This is a genomic window from Paludisphaera borealis, assembly GCF_001956985.1.
In the GTDB taxonomy this organism is placed as follows: Bacteria; Planctomycetota; Planctomycetia; order Isosphaerales; family Isosphaeraceae; genus Paludisphaera; species Paludisphaera borealis.
Genome location: NZ_CP019082.1, coordinates 3,226,849 through 3,249,429, shown reverse-complemented (window position 1 = coordinate 3,249,429; position 22,581 = coordinate 3,226,849). Strand labels below are relative to the sequence as shown.

Below are 22,581 nucleotides of genomic sequence, written 5' to 3'. Positions count from 1 at the left end.
CCCGCGAGCGGAACCCGTTTTCGGCGTCGCCCGATTCGGATCTTCCTTCGGCTTTCCCCGGGCTTCCACTCGCGTGAATTGTCGTCGGGGGCCCGATTTTGTGAAGATCAATTCAGTCGGCGATCCTGTTCAAATGAACAGATTCGCCGGATGAGGGGTGTGGAAGCTCGGTGCGTAAGGTCGCTAGGGATGCGGGTCTACGAGGGTCTCCGCCGCTTGGGCTTCTTGGTTCCCTTGGGCTTGGCTTTCTTCTTGTTGTTGACGCCGGGCCGGCGGGGGCGCGGCGAGGCGTTCGCCTCGGCCTCGGCACGGGGCGGCTTTGGCGATCGCGAGGCGGGGGTCGACTCGTAGTAGTGCTTGCGGGCCGGCGTGCGCGTCTTGCTCAGGGGCGTGGTGGCGAGCACCAGATCGAGTTGGCGGCGGTCGACGTCGACGTGCGCGACGCGGATCTCGATGCGATCGCCCAGCCGATGCCGGACTCCTGAGCGTCGGCCGACGAGTGTGTGCGTGCCGGCTTCGAGGTAGTAGAAGTCGTCGGCCAGGCTGGTGACGTGGATCAGGCCCTCGACAGGCAGCTCGACGAGTCGGCAGAACAGGCCGAAATCCTCGACGCCGACCACGATCGCGTGGAACGATTCGCCGATCTTCGATTCCATATACATGAGCATCTTCACACGCACCAGCTCGCGCTCGGCCGCCTCGGCCCGCCGCTCGGTTCGGTTGCAACTCTCGGCCAGGACCGCCAGCTCGTCCATGTTGCTGCGCGGCTTCTTGCCCGCCAGCAGCGTGGTCAGTTGGCGATGGACCTGCAGGTCGGGATAGCGGCGGATCGGAGACGTGAAGTGGCAGTAGTCGTCGCTGGCCAGAGCGTAGTGGGTTTCGGGCTCGGGCGAGTAGACGGCCTGCTTGAGGCTGCGCAACAGGCCGTAGTGGACCGCGTATTCCTCGGGCTTCCCCTTGGTCTCGTCGAGCACCTTTTGCAGCTCGAACCGGCTCTGCGGGAGGTCGAGCGGGATGCCCAGGCTGCGGACGAACTCGGCGAATTCGGCGAGCTTGTGCTCCTCGGGATCGGGATGCACGCGACGGAGGAAGCCGACGTGCTGCTCGCTCAGGTAAGACGCCACGGCCTCGTTGGCCGCCAGCATGAACTCCTCGATCACCTGGTGGCTTTCGTCGTGGCTTGCCAGGTGGGCGCCGGCGACCTTCCCCTGGTCGTCGAGCTTGATCTCGACTTCGGGCAGGCTCAGCTCGAGCGCCCCTCGCGTGAACCGGCGGCGGCGCAGCGTCATCGCCAGCGACAGCATGTTCACGACCATGTTCACGACCTCGGGCGCGACCCCTTCGTGTTCGCCCTCGGGGTTCTTCATCACCTCGAACGCTTGCTCATAGGCGAACCGGTGGTCGACCCGGATCGCCGACCGGGCGAACCGTTTCGAGGTCAGCACGCCGTCGTCGTTGAACTCCAGGAACGCGCTCACGGTGTACCGCGTATGACCGGCCTGAAGGCTGGCGAGGCTGTTGGAGATGATCTCCGGCAGCATCGGGACGACGCGGTCGGGCAGGTAGACGCTGGTGCCTCGCTTCCGCGCGACGTGGTCGAGTTCCGAATTCGGTTCGACGAAGTGCGAGACGTCGGCGATGTGGACGCCCAGGGTCCAGAACCCCTTCTCGTCGCGTTCGAGCGAGATGGCGTCGTCGAAGTCGCGGGCCGTGGCCGGGTCGATGGTCACGGTCAAGACGCCGCGATGGTCGAGCCGGCCGGCGACGTCGTCCTCGTGGAAATGCTTGGCCTGCTGGCGGGCCTCGTCGAGCACCGAGTCATCGAAGACGTCGGGGATGTTGAACGCCCGGATCACCGTAAGGGTGTCGACTCCGGGCGCTCCGCGCACGCCGAGGATCTCGGAGACGACCCCCTCCCCTTCCTGGTACGGGGTCGGGTAGCGGACGATCTCGATCGCGACCTTGTCGCCGGGCTTCGCCCCCTTGGCCCCGGGGTCGCCGACGTAGATCGGGCCGTGGAACGTGGTGCCGTCGACCTTGACGTAGCTCGACTCGCCTTCCTCGTAGTAGGTCCCCACGAAGCCGCTGGTGGCCCGCGCGACGATCTGGACGATCTTGCCCTCGTCGTTCATCCCGTCGCGGCGCGCCTTCTTGAGGATCTTGACCGCCACCTCGTCGCCGCTGGAGGCGTCGCCGGCCGACTCAGGCGCGATGTAGATCTGGTCGGCCTTGGCGTTGACGCCGTGCGGGCGGACGAAGCCGAACCCCTTCGACGACCGCCGGAACAGGCCGATGATCGTGCCGGCCGTGTCGACCCGGGTCAACGTCTTATCGCGGGCCACATCCAGCTTGCCTTCCTTCACGAGGCCCTTGACCTCGGCCCGGAACGCGGCGTAGTCGTCGGGATCGATCTTGAACCACCGCGAGAGCGCCTTGATCGTCCGAGGCTTGTACGACGGTTCGGCCACCAGTTTGAGCACGCGATCAGCGAAGCTGGACATGAGTCGAGGGTCCTCGAAGGGGAGGCGAGGCAGGTTTCCGGTTCCATGCTACCGAAACCCCCGACGGCCTGCCTATTGTCGCGCGTCGCACATGGGCATCTTCGGAATTCACACCATCACGACGCCGTCGGGACGCCCGGCCGCCTGCGGGACGATCCGGAGCCCCATGTTCATGACGCCGTCGACGGCGTCATGAATGAAACAACGGTGGCCGATGCGATAATCCATCGCCGATCAGAAGTCGGAAGTGTCGCCGTCGGCGGCCTGGCCGGGGGTTCCCTTGAAGAGACGTCGGCCGAGGCTCTGCTGGAACGGGGTCCAGGAGGAGTCGCGGCTGGGGTCGTCGCGGATCTCGCGGCCGAAGGTGTGGATCTTGGCGTCGAGGTTGTCGAGGTAGTGCAAGGCGACGGCTTCGAGCGTCATCGGCAGCTTGGGACTGCCGTACTCGTACGCGCCGTGGTGGCTGACGATCATGTGCTTGAGCCGCAGCAACAGCTCGGGCGGGAACGACTCGCCGGTCAGCTCGACGGTCCGGAGAACCTTCTCGCGGAGCAGCTCGACGCCCATGACCAGGTGGCCGACGAGCTGGCCCTCGTCGGTGTAGGCGAAGGCGCGGTCGTACGAGAGTTCGTCGATCTTGCCGACGTCGTGGAGGAAGATCCCGGTCAGCAGCAGGTCGCGGTCGATCTCGGGGTAGAGGTCGAGAATCCGGTCGGCGACGTTCAGCAGGGTGACGACGTGTTCGAGCAGCCCCCCCTGGTAGGCGTGGTGGTTCTTGATGCCGGCCGGGGCCGAGGTGAACTTGGCGACGAATTCGTCGTCGATCAGGAAGCACTCGACCAGGGCGCGGAGATGGGGGTTGCTCATCGCCAGCAGCAGCTCGCGGAGCCGGGCGAAGAGCTTGGAGACGTTCTGCGAGCTTTGGGGGAGGAAGTCCTCGGGCTCGACGCGGCCGGCGTCTAGGACGTCGATATGCGTGAGGATGACCTGGAGCGAGCCCTGGAAGATCTGGGTCTTGCCCCGGACGCGGAGGAAGTCGCCCGGCTCGAACGACCGCGCCAGGTCTTCGGTCGCGTTCCAGAGCCGCGCGCCGACGCTGCCGGTCTTGTCGCGCAGCTCGATCTGGAGGTAAAGATTGCCCTGGCGGTTGGCCCGGAGCTGCTTGTCGGCGACCAGAAAGGCCTCGTCGACGGAGTCCCCATGCGACAACTGGTTTACGTAGCGGCGACTCATGCGATGGATCGACTCGGTAGGCGTGGAACGTAATAAAAAAAGCCGTGGCGGGAAAACCCGCCACGGCGTTGATTCTAGGAGCCCCTGCTCCGTGGGGTCAAGGGAGGCGATTGGCTGGCCGCCGCGGTCGACCCGTGGGAGGTCGATCAGACGATGCCGATCGGCACGCCGTCGGGAGGGTTCGGGAACAGTCCGGTGTTCGCCGTGCTGACGACGCCGCTGGAACCCAGGCCGCTGAGACTGCCGCCCTGGACGAGCTGAGACAGTTCGAGGCGGTCGGTCGGCTGGTTCGTCAGGTTGAGCTTGTTGTACGGGTCGATCACGACGCCGACGTAGTATTTGTCGGGACTCGCCGGCAGGGTGGCGTTTCCGCCCCGGATCGTGACGACGTTGCTCGGCGTCGTGATGTTGCCCTTGAGGTTCGCGGCGATGGACCGCCTGAAGTGGTGGCCGAGGGTCGGCAGCGGCGTGGAGTTGGTGCCGAGGATTCCGCCCCGCACGGTGTAGACCGAGATGATCGAGCTGCCGAGGTTGAAGTCGGGCGTCGTCGAGGCGACCAGGGCGACTTCAACAGGGGTGTCGGCCGGGATGGCCGCCGTGCCGACGTTGGCGATCTGGATGTAAGGCGCGACGGTGTCGCCCGGCTGAAGGCCCGCGGGGAGGTCGAGCGTGATCGCCCGGAGGGCCGCCGTGGCCGGCGTATTGAAGATGCGTACCGAGATCGGCGGGCTCACGTTGTTGCGGTAGTTCGATTCCAGCGCCGTCCGGTTCTCGTTGGCCACGAGCCGGATGGTGAAGCGGCCGTCGGCGGGGAAGCCCTGGGGACGCGAAGGAAGCGTGACGTCGGTCTCGAACTGATCGAGGCTGTTCTGGAGCAGCGCCGGGGCGGCGATGCTGGCGACCTTCACCCCCCTGCTCAGCGACCGGCCGTTGGGCACGAGGTAGACGCCGATCTGGGTGCCGATCGCGTCGGACGAGCTGGGGAGTTCATAAGGAGGGACCGGCAAGCCGTCGGGACCGTTCTGGATCTGCTGGCTCGGCACCAGCGAGAGCGGCTCGACGATCGTGCTCGCGCCGGTGTTCTGGACGGTGATCTTGAGCGTCACCGTGCCGCCCCAGTTGGCGGTCGGGGCCGACTGCCCCGAGATCTGCAAATCGGACAACGAGAATCCGAGCGAGCTGTACGCCATCAACTGCCGCTCTTCGAGGGCTTCCAGGGCGGTCAGATCGGTCCGGCGGCGGGCTCGACGATCGTGACGCGCGCGGAGATAATCCCTTGGCAACACCGAACACCTCCCTGCGGCCCGGAATCGCGGCTTTTTCCGACGAATCGGAAAGCCGTTGCGATCCCGCGGCCATATCTCGGTTGAACCGTCGCGAACCACGGAAAATAAGGGAACGACTGGATCGCAACGTCCCACACCGCGGCACGCGACCGCGGGACCGGCGAACCTTTGATCTTAGTGTCGTCTTCGCCGACCGGCCGTTTCGAGCGATTCCACCCCTCTCGAAACCCCGATTTCCTGTTGTGAACGACGTGCCGCGAGGCGCAAACGACCGGGTTGCAAGACCTGTGTGGATTGAGCCGTGGAGGTCGATCGCGAGCCTCGGCCCGGCGGATCGGAAGGCCCCTCCCCTTCGCCCCAGCCGACGGACCGGCAACGAGTTCCAACAAGCGAACCGATCTCTCCCCGGACGCGTCGATCTGGTAGACTGCCTCTGCCAAAATCGAATGTCCCAGGTTGATGCGATCTTTCCGGAGGAACGACCCTGTGCGGTGGTCTAGCGCCCTGATCCCGACGCTCAAGGAAACACCGGCCGACGCCGTGGCCCCCAGCCACATTCTCTTGCTGCGGGCGGGCATGATCCGCCAGCTCGGCGCCGGCGCCTACACGTACCTGCCCCTCGGGCTGCGGGTGCTCCACAAGGCCGAGGCGATCGTCCGTCAGGAGATGGACGCCGCCGGCGCCGTCGAACTGTTGATGCCCGCGCTTCAGCCGGTCGAGCTCTGGAAGGAGTCGGGCCGGTTCGAGACCTTCGGCGACCTGCTGATGAAGCTCACCATCAGCGGCGGCCACCACATGGCCCTCGGGCCGACGCATGAGGAAGTGATCACCGACCTGGTCCGCGACCTCGTAAGGTCGTACAAGCAACTGCCGATCACGCTCTACCAGATCCAGACCAAGTTCCGCGACGAGCCCCGGCCCCGGTTCGGCATCCTCCGGACCCGCGAGTTCCTCATGAAGGACGCGTACAGCTTCGACGCCGACGTCGACCAGCTCGGTAGGAGCTACGACGCCATGTACGAGGCTTACTGCCGGACCTTCGACCGCTGCGGCCTGCCGTACGTCGTCGTCGACGCCGAGAGCGGCCCGATCGGCGGCGACGCCTCGCACGAGTTCATGGTCCCCTGCTCCACCGGCGAGGACAAGGTCATCCAGTGTCCGTCGTGCAACTACGCGGCGAACCAGGAGAAGGCCGAGGTCGGTGAATCCGCCGCCGCCCCGCAACGGGCCGACTCGCCGCCCTACGAGGCGAAGCCCACGCCCGGCAAGCGGACGATCCGCGACGTCTGCGCCTTCCTGAAGGTCGACGAGGCGACGTCGGGCAAGCTGCTCGTCTTCCTCGCCGACGGCAAGCCCGTGGCCGTCTTGCTCCGCGGCGACCATGAAGCCAACGAGGCCAAGGTGCGTCGCGCGTTCGGCGCGGCCGTCCTGGCCCCGGCCGATCCCGACTCGATCCAGAAAGCCACCGGCGCGCCGATGGGCTTCCTCGGCCCGATCGCGATCAAGATCCCGATGATCGTCGACCGCGCCGTGACGGCGATGGAGACGATCGTCGTCGGCGGCAACGAGGTCGACGTCCACCTGACCGGCGTGGTTCCCGGCCGCGACTTCCCGATCGACCGCGCGCTCGACCTCCGCAACGCCGACGAGGGGGACCCCTGTCCCCGCTGCGGCGCGGCGATGGTCGTCAAGGCGGGCCTCGAAATCGGCCACGTCTTCAAGCTCGGAACCAAGTACTCGAAGGCGATGGGGGCGAACTACCAGGACGAGAAGGGGACCGAGATCCCGCTCATCATGGGATGCTACGGCATCGGCGTGAACCGGATCGTCGCCGCGGCCGTCGAAGCCTGCCACGACGCCAACGGGATCGTCTGGCCGCTGAACCTGGCGCCGTACCAGGCGGCCGTCGTGCCGCTTCAGGTCAACAACAAGGCCGTCATGGACGCCGCCGAAGAGATCGAGCGGCGGCTGACCGAGGCGGGCGTCGACGTCATCCTCGACGACCGCGACCAGCGCCCGGGCTTCAAGTTCAAGGACATCGACCTGATCGGCATCCCGTTGCGGATCGTCGTCGGCGAGCGCGGGCTCAAGGACGGCACGATCGAGATGAAGTGGCGGCACGAGTCGGAATCCAAGAACGTCCCGCTCGAAACCGCCGGCGACGCGGCTCTGGCCGAGTTGAAAGCGGCGCGCGACCGCCTGGCCGCCGATTGCCAGGTCCGCCGGGAGCAGCGCGCCGGGGCCAAGTCGTCATGAGCCGTCCCGCCGCCGCGCCGCCGTCCCGCTTGCCCCTCGTCTTGCTGGGCCTGATGACGCTGATCTCGTTCGGCGGTCCGTTCCTGATCGCGGTCATTCTCTGGGGGGGCCCGCAGTCGGGCTGGCCCCCCGATCGCCCCGTCGAATGGGTCGGCGTCGGTCTGGTCCTGGTCCTCTTCGCGGCCTGCTTCACGGCCTGCGTGACCATCGGTTGGTGGCACGTTCGGCCGGCCCCGACCACGGCCGCCGGCGACGAGCCCAAGCATGATCGTTAGCTCGCGCCTTCATAGAATTCCCTGACTCTTCGATTCGCCACTCTGAGACGCATCAAGGACCACGATGTCCACCGATCAAAGCGTGTTGCTCCGGTTCGGCCTGGCGCTGATCGCGTCGTCGTTCTTCTTGAGCGTCGTCTTCTGCGCGGCGCTCCGCCGGATGGCGCCCCGGTGGGGCTTGCTCGACCGGCCGGGGGGGCACAAGGGACACCGCGTCCCGACCCCCCTGGGAGGGGGCGTCGCCATCTGGTTGGCGATCATGATCGTCCTTTCGGCCTGCGGCCTGCTGGTCCTGTTCGGCCCCGACCGGCTCCCCGAGGCGATCGCCAGGCACGCGGGGGGCCTCCGCCAGCGCGCGGGGGAGCTGGCGTGGATCGTCGGCTTGAGCACCGTCATGATGGTGATGGGCTTCATCGACGATCGCAAGAATCTTCATTGGAAGCCGAGGCTGGCGATCCAGGTCGGCTGCGCGGCGGCGGTGGTCGCGGCGGCGGGCGTGCGGATCACGCTGTTCGGCCCGTTCACCCATCCCCTGCTGGGCGGGGCGGTCACGGTGCTCTGGATCGTGGCGCTCACCAACGCCTTCAACATGCTCGACAACATGGACGGCCTGGCCGCGAGCGTCGGCCTGATCGCGGCGTTGATCTTCGGCGCGGCGCAGGCGGCGGTGGGAAGCCTGTTCGCGCCGGCGGTGTTGTTGATCGTGGTCGGCGCATTGGCGGGCTTTCTGGTCCACAACCACGCGCCCGCCCGGCTGTTCATGGGCGACGCCGGCAGCAATTTTCTGGGCTTCCTGCTCGGCTCGCTGACGGTGGCGGGGAGCTTCTTCCACGAGGGGGTCGCCTCGCCGTTCAGCGTGCTGGCCCCGCTGCTGGTGATGGCCGTGCCGCTCTACGACATGACCTCGGTGATCTTGATCCGGCTCAGCGAGGGGCGGAGTCCGTTCCAGGGAGACCGACGGCATTTCTCGCATCGCCTGGTGGCGCGCGGCTTGACGCCGCCGCAGGCGGTCTGGACGATTGATCTGGTGACCTTGGCCTGCGGCCTCGGAGCCCTCTTGCTCCACCGGCTCGACGCCTGGGGCGCGGGCCTCGTGCTGGCGCAGACCGGCTGCCTCTTGGGGATCGTCGCGATCCTCGAACTCTCAGGGAACAGATCGGAGCAGACTCTTGGCCATGCGCGGCGCGAGACCGCCGAAGCTCTCGAACGAGAGACGGGGCGGCAGTCGGACTGAGGGACCGGCGAATTCGTGGAACGACCACGATCACGACGACAAGGAAGAGGCCGCCCTCCGACTGGCCGAGCGGACGCGACGGCTCGCCCTCGGCTTGCTCGCGGCCCTGGTCGTTGCGCGGGCCTTCTGGCCCAGCGAGCCCAACCTGAAGGAGGGCGCGGGGGCGGGCCTCGTCTGGGTCGTCGCGGTCTTCCTCGTCGGCGGGATGGCCCTGCTCCCCTCGCTCGTCACCGGCAAGTTCGCCTTCCGATGGGCGCCGACCGACGCCGCCGTGATCGTCCTGACCGCCCTCGTGGCCATCAGCTCGCGGCGCGGCGTCGACTGGCGGATCGCGATCAACCTGGCGTGGGAATGGGTCGCGCTCGGGATCGTCTATCTGCTCCTCCGCATCCTGCCGCGAACGCGCGGGGAGTCGAGCGCGCTGGCCCTGGCCTTCGCGGCGACCGCCGCGGCCGTCGCCGCGTACGGCCTCTTCCAGGGCGCGGTCGAGCTGCCCGAGCTTCAGAACGCCTACCGCCGCGATCCCGCGCGCATCCTCGCGGAAATGAAGATCGAGCCGGGCACGCCCGCCCAGCAGGCGTTCGAGAGTCGGCTGATCGGCTCGAACGAAGTCTACTCGACGTTCGGCCTCCCCAATTCGCTTGCCGGCTTTCTGGTCGGGCCACTCGTGCTGGTGTTGGGTCTGGCCCTCCAGAACCTGGCTCGCTCCGGCGATCGAGGGTCGCGGTGGGGATCGCTGGTCATGGCCGCGCCCCCTACCCTGCTGATCCTCGTTTGCCTGACCCTCACCAAGAGCCGGAGCGCCTGGCTGGGCTTGCTCGTCGCCTCGGCGATCCTCGCTTGGCGGTCGCGTCGGCTGCTGCCGAGGCGTGAGTTCGTCGGCCTACTCGTCGCCGGGGCGGTCGTCGTCGTCGGCCTGACGGCGGCGGGGCTCGCGACCAAGCGACTCGATCCGCAGGTGCTTACGCAGTCGAGCATGTCGATGCGTTATCGCCTGGAATACTGGCGAGGCGCGTGGGGCGTGATCTCAGAGGGGGCGCCGTCGTTCGCGAGGGCGTTAGGGACGTACACGTTCTGGGCCGGCGTCGGACCCGGCAACTTCGGTTCGCACTACTTGCTCCACAAGCTGCCGCAGTCGAGCGAGGAGATCCAGGACCCGCACAACCTGTTCTTCGAAGTCTGGGCGACGGCCGGCGTCTGGGCCTTGATCGCGCTTTTGACGGCCCTCGGCTCGGCGCTCTGGTTCTTGCTGAAACCCGTCGCGGACGCGACCGCCGAGCCCGAGCCAGCGTCGCCCGACGACTTGCCGGGGCGGTCGACCTGGCTGGTGTTCGCGGCCGGCATGGGCTGGGTCATGGTGATCTTGCTGGGGCGGATGAACCTGTTCCAGGACGACCTCCTCCCCCGCTGGCTAATCCTCGGCTTCGCCTGGCTGCTCGCCGCCCTCTTGCTCGCGCCGCTCTGGCGACGTTCGCCGATGCCTTCGTTCGTCTTCGGCGCGGCGGCGGCGGCCATCGTCATCAACCTTCTGGCGGCGGGCGGGATCGGGATTCCGACCGTCGCGCTGGGCCTCTGGAGCCTCATCGCCCTCGGCCTGAACCAGCGCGAGAACGCCCTGAGCGGCAGGCTCCGGACGGTCGAAAGCCGGCTGCCGGCCTTCGCGCTCGGCGTGGTGGGAGCGGCGGTCGCGGGCACGTTCGTGGGGTACACGGTCCCGTTCTGGCAGTCGGAGGCGGAGATCGCCAAGGCCGAAGAGTTCATCGCGCACCGGCCGCCGGATTTCGAGAAGGCCGAGAACGCCTACGTGCGCGCCGAGCAACTCGACCACTACAACGCCCGCGCCTGGGTCGGTCACGCCTACCTGCAATTCCTTGCGTGGCAGTCGCGCGGGGCGAAGCCCGAAGACCTGCGTTGGAAGACGATCCTCATCCAGATGACGAAGGCCGTCGAACCCCCGCGCAGCCCCGACTCCTGGACGCTGCACAGCGAACGCGCCGGCATGACCCGCATGCTGCTCAACAGGGTCGCGTCGACGCTGTCGCCTCGCGAGACGATTCAGATGCAAGCGAAGATCGTCGAAGCCACGCGCACGGCCTCGCGGCTTTACCCCACCAACGCGATGCTCCGTGCGCGGCTCGCCGAAGCCAGCGCCGAGGTGTCGATGTTCAAGGACGCCGTGAAGGAGGCCGACGAGGCGCTCCGGCTCGACGTCCTCCTCGCTCCCCACCCCGACAAGAGGCTGCCCGCCGCCGTTCGCAAGCAGCTTCAGGAGAAGAAGTCCGAGTGGGCCGAGAAAGCCAAGCAAGGCGGCCTTCCGGCGACTCCGTAGCGCGGCCTGAATTCATCGCGGACACCAGGTCTGCGACGAGCCCGAAGCGCCAGCGAGTGCATGGTTTTGCGTTTGCTGATTCAGCACGCGGACTGGGAATGCACTCGCTGGCGCTTCGGGATCGTATTCGGAGGCTCGGAATCCGTGTCGGGGTCGCTCAATTACAGCTTCGCTTCAGGCCCGCCGGCGGGGCGGGTTTGGTACTCGCGTAGATAACGCTCATAAGCGGGATCGCGGGGACGTTCGGTCTTGGGGTCGGCGAACGGGAAGTCGGGCATCCCGCGCCAGGGCAACGGTTCGACCGTGTCGCTTCCGGCGGTGAACGGATCGGCGTCCTTGCAATAACCGATACTTCGCAAAACGTAGCTTCGGGTCCAGCCGTCGGGCAGGGCCGGGAGGTCGAGGGCGGCGAACTCGATCCGCGCCTCGTCGCCGGGGCCGACGACGCAGTGCTGGTCGTCGTCGGATTGCAGCAGCTTGGCGACGTCGCCGTAGCGGGTGAGCCGGCCCGACATCCGGGCCAGCGGAGCGGGGTCGATGTAGTCGTAATCGTAGACCAGCGGCAAGCGGCCGTCGGGCGAAATCTCGCGCGTGTAGCCGCGATGACCGAGCACGGCGCGGGCCACGGGGAGGCTCGTGACCTTGAGCGCTCTCTCGGCGTCGGCGTCGCGGACGGCGACGAAAGCCTGGTCGTAATAGCACTCCATGTTCGTCCGAATCCGCAGGACGCAGCGCCCGCCGCCGAGCTTGCCGGTGAGGTCGAGCGTCGTCATTCGAGGGAGCCCGGCGGGGTAGCCGGCGTGCGGCTCGATCACTTGCCACGTCCCGTCGTCGCGCCGGCGCTCGATCACCGGAGGCTTGAGCGAAACACCGGCCGTCGCCGCGGCGTAGTTGGTCTGCGAGTACGGATACTCGACCCACCCCGCGAGGCAGAGGACGAGGCGGTTGTCGGGGCCGAAGCCGCTCAGTCGGTCGCCGAAATCGAGGACGATCCCATGCTCCTCGGCGTAGCCGATCCAGCCGTTGCGCAGAGCGAAGCCGTCGACCGTGCGGCGGTCCCAATGCTTGAGCGCTTCGGCCATGTCGCGGCCGGCCAGGTCGGTCGCCTTGGCGGGCTCGACGGCCCGTCGCCAGGCGAGCAAGCCGCCGGTCGGCCGGGGGCCGGTCGGGGCGAACCGCTCGTCGAGCGCGACCGAAGCGCCGGGGGGGCGGTCGACGACGTCGAGCGTCAATTTATCGAGATAGGCGACTTCGTCCATCGGTTCGGTGATCGAGATCCGGAAGGCCCCCTGCTCCGCGCGAAGCTGGTCGGCGGCGATCGCCACCGACTCGTCGCGGTCGGGCTGGCCGTAGACGCCGGGGGCGACGAGGTAGCCCATGCCGCCGCCTCCCAGGAAGTCGCCGAGGCAGACGAACCGCTCGCCGTTCCACGTGAAAAGGACCGGGCAGCTCCCGGTCTTGCGGTTGTTCTCTGATAAGACCATGCTTTGATCGCAGGGGACGTTCAGTTCGCACTGCATGACGCCGTCGGGCCAGCGGACGTGGACCAGCTCGGCCGCCTGTCGACTTCCCAGGCCGAGGACCACCGGGCCGATCGACTGGCCGAGGCCCGAGTCGGGCGTCGTGTGATCATAAGCCACTTGAATCCCCTGCCCTTGCACGAGCACCCGCGCGCCGACGGCGTGCGAGTTCGTCCGCATCAGCTCGGGCTTGACCCGCCAGTGGCCGCCCAGCCGGAGCCCCAGCCAGTGGTTGCCGTTGCCCAGGGCGCGGGCCAACGTCGGCGGCGCGCCGGGGCTGAGGACGAGCAGGTCGGGGAGCGCGTCGCCCGCCAGGTCGACCAGCGCCAGGCCGTCGAGGGCCGGCGTCTCGATTCCGATCGGCAGGGGCTCGGCGGCCAGCCGGCTCCGCTCGTTGCGGGACCACTTCGGCGCGTCGAGCGAAAGGCCCAGGAGGTCGACGTGGCCGTCGAGGTCCATGTCGAAGGCGACGGCCGATCGCCAGTTCTCGGCGTTCGCGGCGAACTTCTCGAAGGTGATTTGGGTGTCGGCCGCGGTCGATCGCTCGGTCGTGTTCCGCCAGACCTGGAGCCGACCGTTCGCGGAAGGCGCGGCGAGGTCGGGTCGGCCGTCGGCGTCGAAATCGGCCGTCAGCAGGCCCGAGGCGTTCTCGATCGGCAGCGCGTCCTTGAGCGCGACTTCGTGGAACGCGCCCAGCCGGTCGTTGAGGACGGCGACGCTGGGGGCGGAGTCGGCGGTCAGGATCAGGTCGATGTCGCGGTCGCCGTCGACGTCGCAGGCGGCGACTCCGGTGTGGGCCGTCACGCCTCCCAGGAGCGGCTCCATGCCCGTCCAGGGGACGAGGTTGACCGAGAGGCCCTGGTTCGCCTTGACGTTCTCCCAGGCGACGGCCAGGGGCGCCCAGGCGGGCGCGGGACTGCCGGGGATGGCCGCCGGCTGGCCGTCGTTGCGGTAGACCGAATTCGCCAGGCCCGGCGGCGCGGGCTGGCCGGCGATGAAGGCTTTGTCGGCGTGCTCGGCGGCGGTGTAGTTGACGACGTAGAGGTCGAGGTCTCCGTCCTGGTCGAGATCGAGCCAGCGGGCGGCGAGCGAAAGCGCGGGGGGGCCGGGGTTCTTGAGCGAGGCGGTCAGGTCTTCGAAGGCTTTGCCGTCCTTGTTGCGAAGCAACCGGTTGCCGCCGACGCCGGTCAGGAACAGGTCGATGCGGCGGTCGGCGTCGAAGTCGGCGGCGGCCGCGCCCAGGCTGGCTTGATCGGGGGAAAGGCCGAACGCGGCCGAGGCGTCCTCAAACGCACCGTCGCCTTTGTTCAGGAGCAGGACGTCGTGCGGGCCCTTGGGCCCGATCACGGCGGAAGTCAGATAGACGTCGGTCTTGCCGTCGCCGTCGGCGTCGAACGTGGCGACCCCTGCCCCGAACCGGGCTCGGACCCGGTCGATCACGGCGTGCTTGCCCTGGAAGTCGCCGCGTCCGGCCCAGCGGTCGCCGTCGGCCAGTTTCACGTGGAACGGCTCGGGGCGGTCGAACTTCGGCGGCGCGGCTCTCGCGAACTTGGCCGCTTCAGCCGGCCCGAACGGGTTCATCCCGAGGGCGTATCGGCCCATCTCGCCGTAGACCTTCTCGGCCGAATTGCCGGGGCCGGGGACGGGCTGCTGGCGGTCCGGATTGATCTCGCGCCAGCGGTCGAGCAGCTCCTTCTGCTTGGCGGGCTCGCCGGCCAGCCGGTAGGCGAACGAGAGCTTGTAGATGGCCGGCGTCAGGTAGGGATCGCACGCGAGGGCCTTGGTCAGCAGCTCGACTTGCTCCTTGGCTTGCGCGGGGCCGGCGGGCTGGGTCGGGTCGGCCGGGTCGGTCAGGGTGCTCGCGGTCCAGTACCAAGCCGCGGCGTCGTTGGGGTCCAGTTCGGTCACGCGACGGAAGTGCGTGTGGGCCCGGTCGAGCGCGCCCTGCTGTTCGAGGATGATCCCCCGGCAGAAGTGCGCGTGGCGGTTGTCGGGGTCGCGATCGAGAACGCCCTGAAGTAGATTCAGGGCTTCGTCGAAGTGACTCTGGACCGCGGCGCCGTCGCCGGACTTCTTGGCTTCGGAGGCTTGCGCGCCGCTGTCGTTCAGGAGGGCGATCGCCAGGTTGATCGACCCGGCGATCCAACCGGGCGCGCGGCGGCGGACGTCGCGAAACGCCTCGGCCGCCTTGCGGTACTCGTACTGCTCCATCAGGCCCAGGCCCCGGAAATGGGCCGTCGACACGGCGTCGAGCTCCGCGGGCGGGATCTCGTCCTTGAGCGGTTCGACCGCCGCGGGGGCTTCGGCGACCTTCGGAAGGCTCTGGCCCGGCGGCGGCGACTTGGGAATCTCCGTGGGTTCGTCGCCGCTCTGGCAGGCCGATGCGGCGAACAGCATCACGATCAGGGCGACGAACCGTACCCAGCGACGATGCTGGGAGGTGTCTAGCGGCATGAGAGAACTCCTCGCGGAACAAGAAACGATCAGGCGAACGAACCACCCGGCAGGGCTGTCGCCCACGCCGGAGGACGTCTCGATCGAGTCGTCGGCGCGTGGAAACCACCGGGTCGCGGATCGTCAGGACCGCGTCGCGGGGCGATGGATGGGCCGGGCGTAGAGGTCAGTATAGGCTTCGGCGCGGAGGTGCGAAAGCAGATGATGCCCGCGCCGGCGCTGGCGTTCGGCGCGGAGGGCGGCGAGATCGATCGGGCCGACCACGATCTTCTCGAACGGTCCGGGATCGGCCTGCGAGAGAATGCGGCCGTCGTAGTCGACGATCATGCTGCCGCCGGGCCACGAGAACGGCGGGTAGTTCTCGGCCCTCGCCCCCTGGTTGGCGGCCACCACGTACGCCATGTTCTCCACCGCGCGCGCCCGGTTGAACAGCGTCCACCAGTCGAGCGGCGGCGTCGCGCCCCAGGGGTCCATATACGCCGACACCCGGATCAAGATTTCGGCCCCCGCCAGCGCCAGCGCGCGAATGGCTTCTGGAAACAGCCAGTCGTAGCAGATCGCCGCGCCCAGGCGGCCGATCTCGGTCTCGACCACCGGGAACAACGGCTCGTCGTAGCCGGGAAGGTCGTGGGGGCTGGCGTGAACTTCCCACGGCAGCCAGGGATTCACCTTGCGGTATCGGCTCAGAAGGCCGTCGGGGCCGATCAGGCAGGTCGTGTTGAAAACCGCCCCCGGCCACTTGCTGTCGACCTCCAAAAACGTTCCCGTCTGGATGTAGATCCCCCGCTCTTTCGCCTTGGCGGCGTAGCGGTCGGTGTGCTCGTTGGGGATCGGCACCGCCAGCTTTTCGCGCAGCTCGTCCACGGTCTCGTACACCGGCGCGGCATGGGCGAACTCGGGGAAGACGACGAGCCGGACGTCGAAGAACGGCTCGTAACCGACCACCGCGCGGTCGATCATCCCGAGCAGGAATCCGACCCGGCTGGCGATCTCGTCGCGGCTCCGAGGACAGGGTAAGTCAGTCTGGCAGACGGCGGCGTAATAGCGTTCGATCACAGGGTGTCACTCAATGGTCGGTTGCGGTTGCGGTCGCGATCCGGCGTTCCGGATCGGACGCGGGTCAGGGCTCGCGATCCGGCGCCTTGAACGGGTCGCCGGGTTCGGGCGGGATCGGGGTCGGTCTGGCGGGCTGCGATTGTTTCTGATGGTTGGTGGCGTCGAGGAAGGCGGCGAGGATCAAGTCGGGCCGGCGGTGCGGATCGTCGAGCCGGAGGAAGACGTCGGCCGCCCTCCCCGCCCGGCCCGAGAGATACCACTGCGCGCCGAGCACGAGCCAGGCGTCTCGGTCGTCGGGGTGTGCGTGGAGGTGCGATTCGAGCTTGGCGACGTACCGCGCGAAGTCGGCCGGCTCGGCGTAGAGCGCCTGCACGTCGGGCGCGGTGACGATCCAGCCCGGCTGAGCGATCTCGGCCTCGCGAAGCCGATCGGCCGCCTCGCGGTACTGCTCGCGGACGAGTGCGATCTGGGAGAGCCGGGCCCGAGGGGCCGCCGCGCGGGGATCAAGACGCGCCGCTTGAAGGTAGCGTTCCTCGGCCCGCTTCCAGTTCGCGATCCGGAACATCCGGTCGCCCAGCGTCACGAGCTGGGACGAGCGGTTGATATCGCTCCGCCGGACCTGGACCACCGGGCGCTCGGGCTGGGCCGGCCGTATCAGGCCGGGAGGCGGAAGCGGCGCGACGGTCCCCCGATCAAACCTCGGGGGCGCGGCCAAGGGGCCGCTGACGTTGCCGGCACCAACCACGACCGGCATGCCGAACGGCGGCGGGAAGAACGTGTAGACGATTCCAGAAGGCGTCGCGGTGGCGATGTAGAAGGGACCACGATAGCGAGCCCACCCCGACGAGACGGAGCCGGGGACCTTCGCATCGGACGAGCCGTCCCCGCCGTCGGTTTGATCCGATCCGGCCTGAGCCGGCGCCGATCCTGACGGCGCGGATCTCGAGCGGTGAGTCTGGGCTCGGGCCGGGAAGGCCGCGGCCAGGACCAGCGTCAGAGCCGTCGCGTGGAGAAGTCGTTTCGACATGGCGTTCCGAAGCTCCCTCCAGGCACGACCGTGGAACTTCCGTCGCTGGAATTATCGCGAGTCGTCGCGCCAAGGTAAATGGCGACTCCGAACCGAATCGTGGAACGTCAGGCCGAAGCGCGTGCTCGCTTCATCGCCTGCGGACGATCGGCGAGCGCGGGCGGCTGCCCAGCAGCGCCGGGGGGGCGCCGACGTCGAGGCTGGTCCGGCCCGGATGGTGGTTCGGGTCGAGGACCAGGTCGGCCGGTTCGAGCCGCCCCGGCCGTGGGCGTTCGAGGAACCGGACGCTCGCGGGCGCCGCTCCCACGCGCGGGCCGGTCACGGCCTGGATGTGGTTGCTTCCCCAGAGGTTGATCCACTGGGGCACGATGTCGCGGGTGCGGTTGGGGACCGGCGCCTGGCCGGCCTCGGCGAAACCGAAGACCTCCACGGCGTCGTTGGTCTGCTGGCAGAACACCTGCCCCTGGGCGATCGCCTCGACGTCGGCGCGGAGCAAGACGCTTTCGCGGGTGAGCAAGTCGAGGTAGGCGGTGTAGGCGCTTGAGATCAGCCAGGGACGATCGGGACCCGGGGCTCCGCCCGGCCAGGCCGCCACCCGGACGACCGCCGCGCCGGCCGCGATCGTGCAATGGTCGAATCTCAGATCCGCGTTGAACCGATCGCGCGCCACCAGGGCCGGCGCCAGGCTGACGACGTCGCCCCGGGCGGCGACGACGCAGTTCGACAGCCCCACGAATCCGAGGCCGATCTCCGCGTGAATCCCGGCGCCCCCGGTGATCAGGATGCACTCCGAGACCAGGCAGACCGGTCGATCCCAGGGCGTGGCGAACAGCTCCGACTCGACGGGCCTGGGGCGGGTCGACGCCGCCCGGTAGGTGATCAGCCGCGTCGGCCCGGGGGCGGCCGCCTGGGAGCCCGTCAGCTCGCAGCGCTGGAGTACGAGGAAGCCGTCGTCGACGTGCAGCAGCGATTCGAGCTTGCAGTCGTCCTCGGCCTGAATCCGAAACTGCGACAGCGTCAGGGCGCCGCCGTGAAGCTCGATCAGCGCCCGGCCGGTCGCCTTGGGCGTGGGGATCCAAGTCAGCCAGTCGTCTTCCGCCCCCTTCGGCCTCTCGACCTGCATCTCCAGAATCGTGCCGTCGGGAAGGCGGACGGGCGAGCACCGTTTGGGACCCGCGCCCCGCACCCGGACGCGGAGCCGGCGGGCAGGGCCGACGACCTTCTCGCGGAGGAACGCGCCAAGGTCGCCCTTCCAATCGGCCGAGTCGGCGTCGAAGACCAGCTCCGACGGACCGCCTTCCGGGGTGGCTGTCACGGGCCTGGGCTTTGGCGGTTCGGTTTGCCCGGGCTCGAGTCTGACCTCCTGCGAGATGCGCTGGCCTGGCTTGGCGGTCGCGTCGGCCGGGGCGGTCGACCCGAGTTTCAAGACGGGCGTCGGTGGCGCGGGAAAGTTCAGAAGCGTCTTGGCTAGCAGGAACGGGCGCGGCCGCGCCACCTGTTCCAGCGACGCCTCGCGACCGGGGAGGAACGGCGCCAGGTCGGCCGTCGTCAGGTCGGCGATCGCCGCGGGCGGCGGCCATTCGACGAAGATCTCCTGGCCGTGTTGCTCGATGGCGCTCCACGTGGAACGGAACGCCGGCAGGTTGCGGGTGAGGATCGTATGCTCGGGTCCGGCGGCGAAGTAGCCTCGCCATCCCAGGAACAGGTTGTTGTCGCCCAGCCAGTCGATCCGCTCCGCCAGACTGGCCGACGGATTTTCGGTGGCCGTGAGGCTCGACGTGCCGGCCCCCTGAAACCGGCCGAACGTCGTGTCGAACGCGCGAACCACCAGCCGCTTCGGAGGCGGATCGGAGCGTCCCTCGCCTCCGAGATCGATGCACGGACCGCGACATGCCAGGACGTTCCCCAGCAGGTGGAGGCGGTGCTCGGCCGGGGTCGGCGCGCTGAGGATGCGGACGATCGGCCCTTCGCTGGCCAGGACCGAGCGATCGACCATCAACTCGACCGGGCCCCTCCTCAGTTCGAACAGCGACGCCAGGTCGCCCCGGATCAAGCACTTCTCGATCCGGACCCGTGACGTCCGCCCGCCCGGATCGTCGGCGCGGAGGAACGTGAACGGGGTCTTGAACGGGTTGACGATCGTGATCGTGCAATTCTTCAGCGTCAACTGAGCGCCGGCGCAGTGGAAGAGCGTCCGCTGGTTCACCGGCAGCTCGCGGACGTTGACGACCAGGTCCAGCGAGTCGAGCGTCAGATTTCGGTTGTCGAGCGTCACGACTCCCGGCAGATCGCGGACCACCGGGAGCTGCGGGCCGTCGATCTGGACGACCGGCCGATAGCCTGGCCGGGCGCGGATCAAACGGGTTTCGCCGGGGACGCGGAAGTCGTCGATAATGAACGGGCCCGCGTCGCAGATCTCGACGGTTCCCTTGGGGACGTCGAGGGCGTGTCGAAGGCTTGAGACGGTCCCGGGCTCTCGGGTTTCCGGCACCCTCCGGACCAGCGTGATCGGGCCGTCGATCTGGTCGGGAATCGGGGTACGTCCCCAGGAGGGAAGGTATCTGATATGCACCTCGGGGGTGTACCGGGTCGGCGTCAACCTGATCGGCTCTTCGTCGAGTGGCTCGACCCAGGTCTCGACGACCGGGGGCTCGGTCGATTCCTTGACGATCGTCGACGGCCGCTGATCGACGTGCGGAGCCGGCGACGGCCGTGGGACGTGCGGGGCGGTGAATTCGACGTGGTCGAGCACCGGCGCCAACGCTTGGTCGCCGCCACTCCGAGGCGCGGGAGGCGTGATGGGCCCCCGCAGCAGCAGGTCCAGACCGATGATCACGACGACGGCCAGCACGCCCAGGACGACGCAACGGGCCACCCAGGCGGTCGCCGAGATCGACGACCCCCGAATGCCGAACGGATCGCCGACTTCGAGCGGCTCGGCCAGGGGCTGAGCCCCTTCGGCCCCGAGGCGAGGCAACACCGAGCCGAGCGGCGAGGGCCCGTGGGTGGTTTGCAAGCCGGTCGCCGGCGACTCCTCGAAAAAGACCGGCGCGAGCGTGGCCAGCGAGATCTCGGGCACCGAGGAGTTCGGGCGGTGGGAATCGCCGAGACCGCCGGCGGGCGGCACCCGCGCCGGCCGCGTCGGTTCGTGGCGGTCGTCCTCGATCGGGACCAGGGCGATGCTCGACTCGTCGCCGATGACCTCGCGGGCGGCCTTGGCGAGAGCCGAACGCAAATCCGGGTAACTGCCGAAGCGGTCCTCGGGGCGCTTGGCCATCATCTGCTGGACGAGGGCCGAGAGGGTCGGGGGAAGGTCGGGGCGGAGGTCGCGGACGTCCGGCGCCGGGTTTCGCGCGTGCCGGGTCAGCTTGTCGGCGATGTCGCCACCGGGGTACGGCGGCAACGCGGTCAGCAAGTAATAGAGCGTGCAGCCCAGCGAGTAGATGTCGCTCTGGAAGCTCGTCGCGCGGCTGTCGCGCGCCTGCTCCGGGGCCATGTAGTCGACCGTGCCGACGGTCGTCCCCTCGCGCGTCACCCGTTCGTCTTCGGCCTCGGAACGAAGGGCCAGGCCGAGGTCGGCGATTTTGATCTCGCCGTCGGGCGTTCGCAGCAGGTTCGACGGCTTGACGTCGCGGTGGATCAGGCCGCGCGAGGCCGCGTACTCAAGCCCCTTGACGACCTGGACGACCGCCTCGATCGCCTCGACGGGCACCATCGGCCCCCCGCGCTGGACGTACTCGTGGAGGTCGCCCCCCTTGACGTACTCGAGCACCAGGTAGTGCCGACCCTGGTCGCTGCCGCGGTCGTAGATCGAAACGATGTTGGGATGCTCGAGCGCCTCGGCGCTCTTGGCCTCGCCCATGAACCGCTTGAGAACCGTCGGGTTGCGGGCCAGAAACGGCGGCAGCACCTTGAGCGCCACCTCATGCCCCGACTCAACGTGCACAGCCCGATAGACTGAACTCATGCCCCCCGTGCCGAGGGGATGCAGGACGCCGTAGCTCCCTATCCGGAGGCGATACGGCTCGGTGTTGACCGGCTCAGTCTCGGGCATCACGACAACCCGTTCTCTCCGCTTCCTGGTCGATCCGCTCGACCGACCGCGCGCTGAACTGGAACGAAAACCCTTGCTTGTTCCGCAAGCAATACTCCAGTCACGCAGTCGTGGCTTATGGCGATGCCGACGCCAGGATGATCGAAGACCACGATCCGACCCGAACGATGGAAGTGGCGCGGCGGGTCGAGTCGATCGCCGACGGCCGCGAGGCCGGGGTCCGGAACGATCGACGCAGTCGCCGCTCTCTCACGAGAACATCATACGAACTTTTTGAGTGGATCGGACACCCCCCGTTCGGAGGGCCGGTCAAAGGCGGCGCAAGTTCAAGCCGCCGTCGACGTTTAAGACCTGGCCGGTCGAGAACGGAAAGGCTCCCGAGGCCAGCGCGGCGACCGCCTTGCCGACGTCGGCTGGAGTCCCCCAGCGGCGGATCGGCGACAGGCCCGCAGCGATCCGCGCGGAGTAGGCGTCGTGGACGGGACGGGTCATGTCGGTCTCGATCACGCCGGGCCGGACCTCGTGGACGTGCACCCCATGGGCCGCCAGCCGGACGGCGAAAAGCTGTGCGACCATGCTCAGGCCGGCTTTCGCCGCGCAGTATTCGCCGCGCTCGACGCTCGCCGTATCGCTCGATATCGAGGTGATGAAGATGATGAGTGGCTGGGCGACGATCCCGCGCTCGGCCAGATCGATCATTCGCCGGGCGACGGTCTGGGTGAGAAAGAAAGGACCTCGGAGATTCATTGAGGTGACGCGATCCCAGCTCTCGGGCGTCGTGTCCAACAGGTCGACCCGCGACTCGGGAGCGACCCCGGCGTTGTTCACCCAGACGTCGATCCGGCCGAAGGCGTCAAGGATTTCGACCGCCAGCCGCCGGCCGTCGTCGAGATCGGCCACGTCGGCCTGGATCGGCAGGGCCCGGGGCGCGCCGAGGGCCTCGGCCTGGCGGCAGCAGTCGCGGGCGGCCTCGGCGTCGCGGCGGTAGTTCACGACCATCGAGAAACCCGAGGCGGCCAGCTCCAGGACGATCCCTCGGCCAATGCCTCGACCTCCCCCGGTGACCACCGCGACCTGCGACCCGTTCGACCTGGAATTCATGATGACTCACCATTTTCTTTCGAAAGTCGCCGCGAGGGACCGTCCCAGGGCGGTTGGACCGAGATCCGATGTCGCGACGATTTGGTTGACAGCGAACGGGAACTGGACAAGAATCAGTCCCTGACGAAGAAGCGCTCGTAGCTCAGGTGGATAGAGCGGCGGTTTCCTAAACCGCAGGCCGCAGGTTCGAATCCTGCCGGGCGCATCCGTAACTCAGATAGACCGACCGGCGGAGGCTTCTTGAGCCGGCCGGGG

Annotated in this window: 12 protein-coding genes and 1 tRNA gene; 5 read left to right on the top strand and 8 right to left on the bottom strand. The window is 68.3% G+C overall.

The genetic code is table 11. The annotated features are described in order from the left end of the window. Positions 1–197 precede the first annotated feature (197 nt). From rnr to BSF38_RS12540, 3 genes are all read right to left on the bottom strand, one after another. Positions 198–2,501 (bottom strand): ribonuclease R, encoded by a 2,304-nt coding sequence (gene rnr, locus BSF38_RS12550; RefSeq protein ID WP_076346064.1) that lies wholly within the window; start codon positions 2,499–2,501, stop codon positions 198–200. Between the two features lie 234 nt (positions 2,502–2,735). After that, a complete protein-coding gene (locus BSF38_RS12545; protein WP_076346062.1) occupies positions 2,736–3,734 on the bottom strand; it encodes a 3'-5' exoribonuclease YhaM family protein in 999 nt (332 codons plus the stop codon). A 146-nt stretch (positions 3,735–3,880) separates the two neighbouring features. Next, positions 3,881–5,020 carry a hypothetical protein gene (locus BSF38_RS12540; protein WP_145952097.1) on the bottom strand — a complete coding sequence of 380 codons (1,140 nt, stop codon included), beginning with the start codon at positions 5,018–5,020 and terminating at the stop codon, positions 3,881–3,883. Positions 5,021–5,506: 486 nt separating this feature from the next. Between BSF38_RS12540 and BSF38_RS12535 the strand changes: the two genes are divergently transcribed. The 4 genes from BSF38_RS12535 to BSF38_RS12520 all read left to right on the top strand — a co-directional run bounded on the left by BSF38_RS12535 (position 5,507) and on the right by BSF38_RS12520 (position 11,114). Next, the gene (locus BSF38_RS12535) at positions 5,507–7,276 is read left to right on the top strand and encodes a proline--tRNA ligase (RefSeq protein WP_076346058.1); all 1,770 of its coding nucleotides are present in this window, start codon (positions 5,507–5,509) and stop codon (positions 7,274–7,276) included. Further along, a complete protein-coding gene (locus BSF38_RS12530; protein ID WP_076346056.1) occupies positions 7,273–7,551 on the top strand; it encodes a hypothetical protein in 279 nt (92 codons plus the stop codon). Before BSF38_RS12535 ends, BSF38_RS12530 begins: the two co-directional genes overlap by 4 nt. A gap of 64 nt (positions 7,552–7,615) precedes the next feature. Further along, on the top strand, positions 7,616–8,785 hold the full coding sequence (locus BSF38_RS12525; RefSeq protein ID WP_083712902.1) for an MraY family glycosyltransferase: 1,170 nt from the start codon (positions 7,616–7,618) through the stop codon (positions 8,783–8,785). Further along, on the top strand, positions 8,727–11,114 hold the full coding sequence (locus tag BSF38_RS12520; RefSeq protein WP_076346054.1) for an O-antigen ligase family protein: 2,388 nt from the start codon (positions 8,727–8,729) through the stop codon (positions 11,112–11,114). The genes BSF38_RS12525 and BSF38_RS12520 overlap by 59 nt, the downstream gene beginning before the upstream one ends. Before the next feature lie 161 nt (positions 11,115–11,275). Here BSF38_RS12520 and BSF38_RS12515 read toward each other — a convergent pair whose 3' ends face one another. From BSF38_RS12515 to BSF38_RS12495, 5 genes are all read right to left on the bottom strand, one after another. Next, entirely contained in the window at positions 11,276–15,088 is a 3,813-nt protein-coding gene (locus BSF38_RS12515) for a CRTAC1 family protein (protein ID WP_076346052.1), read from the bottom strand. Positions 15,089–15,211: 123 nt separating this feature from the next. Continuing rightward, positions 15,212–16,144 carry a nitrilase-related carbon-nitrogen hydrolase gene (locus tag BSF38_RS12510; RefSeq protein WP_076346050.1) on the bottom strand — a complete coding sequence of 311 codons (933 nt, stop codon included), beginning with the start codon at positions 16,142–16,144 and terminating at the stop codon, positions 15,212–15,214. 64 nt (positions 16,145–16,208) lie between these two features. Next, positions 16,209–17,171 (bottom strand): tetratricopeptide repeat protein, encoded by a 963-nt coding sequence (locus BSF38_RS12505; protein WP_076346048.1) that lies wholly within the window; start codon positions 17,169–17,171, stop codon positions 16,209–16,211. Positions 17,172–17,301: 130 nt separating this feature from the next. Beyond that, the gene (locus BSF38_RS12500; protein ID WP_076346046.1) at positions 17,302–21,225 is read right to left on the bottom strand and encodes a serine/threonine protein kinase; all 3,924 of its coding nucleotides are present in this window, start codon (positions 21,223–21,225) and stop codon (positions 17,302–17,304) included. A 309-nt stretch (positions 21,226–21,534) separates the two neighbouring features. Next, a complete protein-coding gene (locus BSF38_RS12495; RefSeq protein ID WP_076346044.1) occupies positions 21,535–22,326 on the bottom strand; it encodes a 3-ketoacyl-ACP reductase in 792 nt (263 codons plus the stop codon). Between the two features lie 131 nt (positions 22,327–22,457). On the opposite strand from BSF38_RS12495, the gene BSF38_RS12490 reads away from it, so the two are divergent. Beyond that, positions 22,458–22,531: transfer RNA gene (locus BSF38_RS12490), tRNA-Arg, on the top strand. Positions 22,532–22,581: the final 50 nt, after the last annotated feature.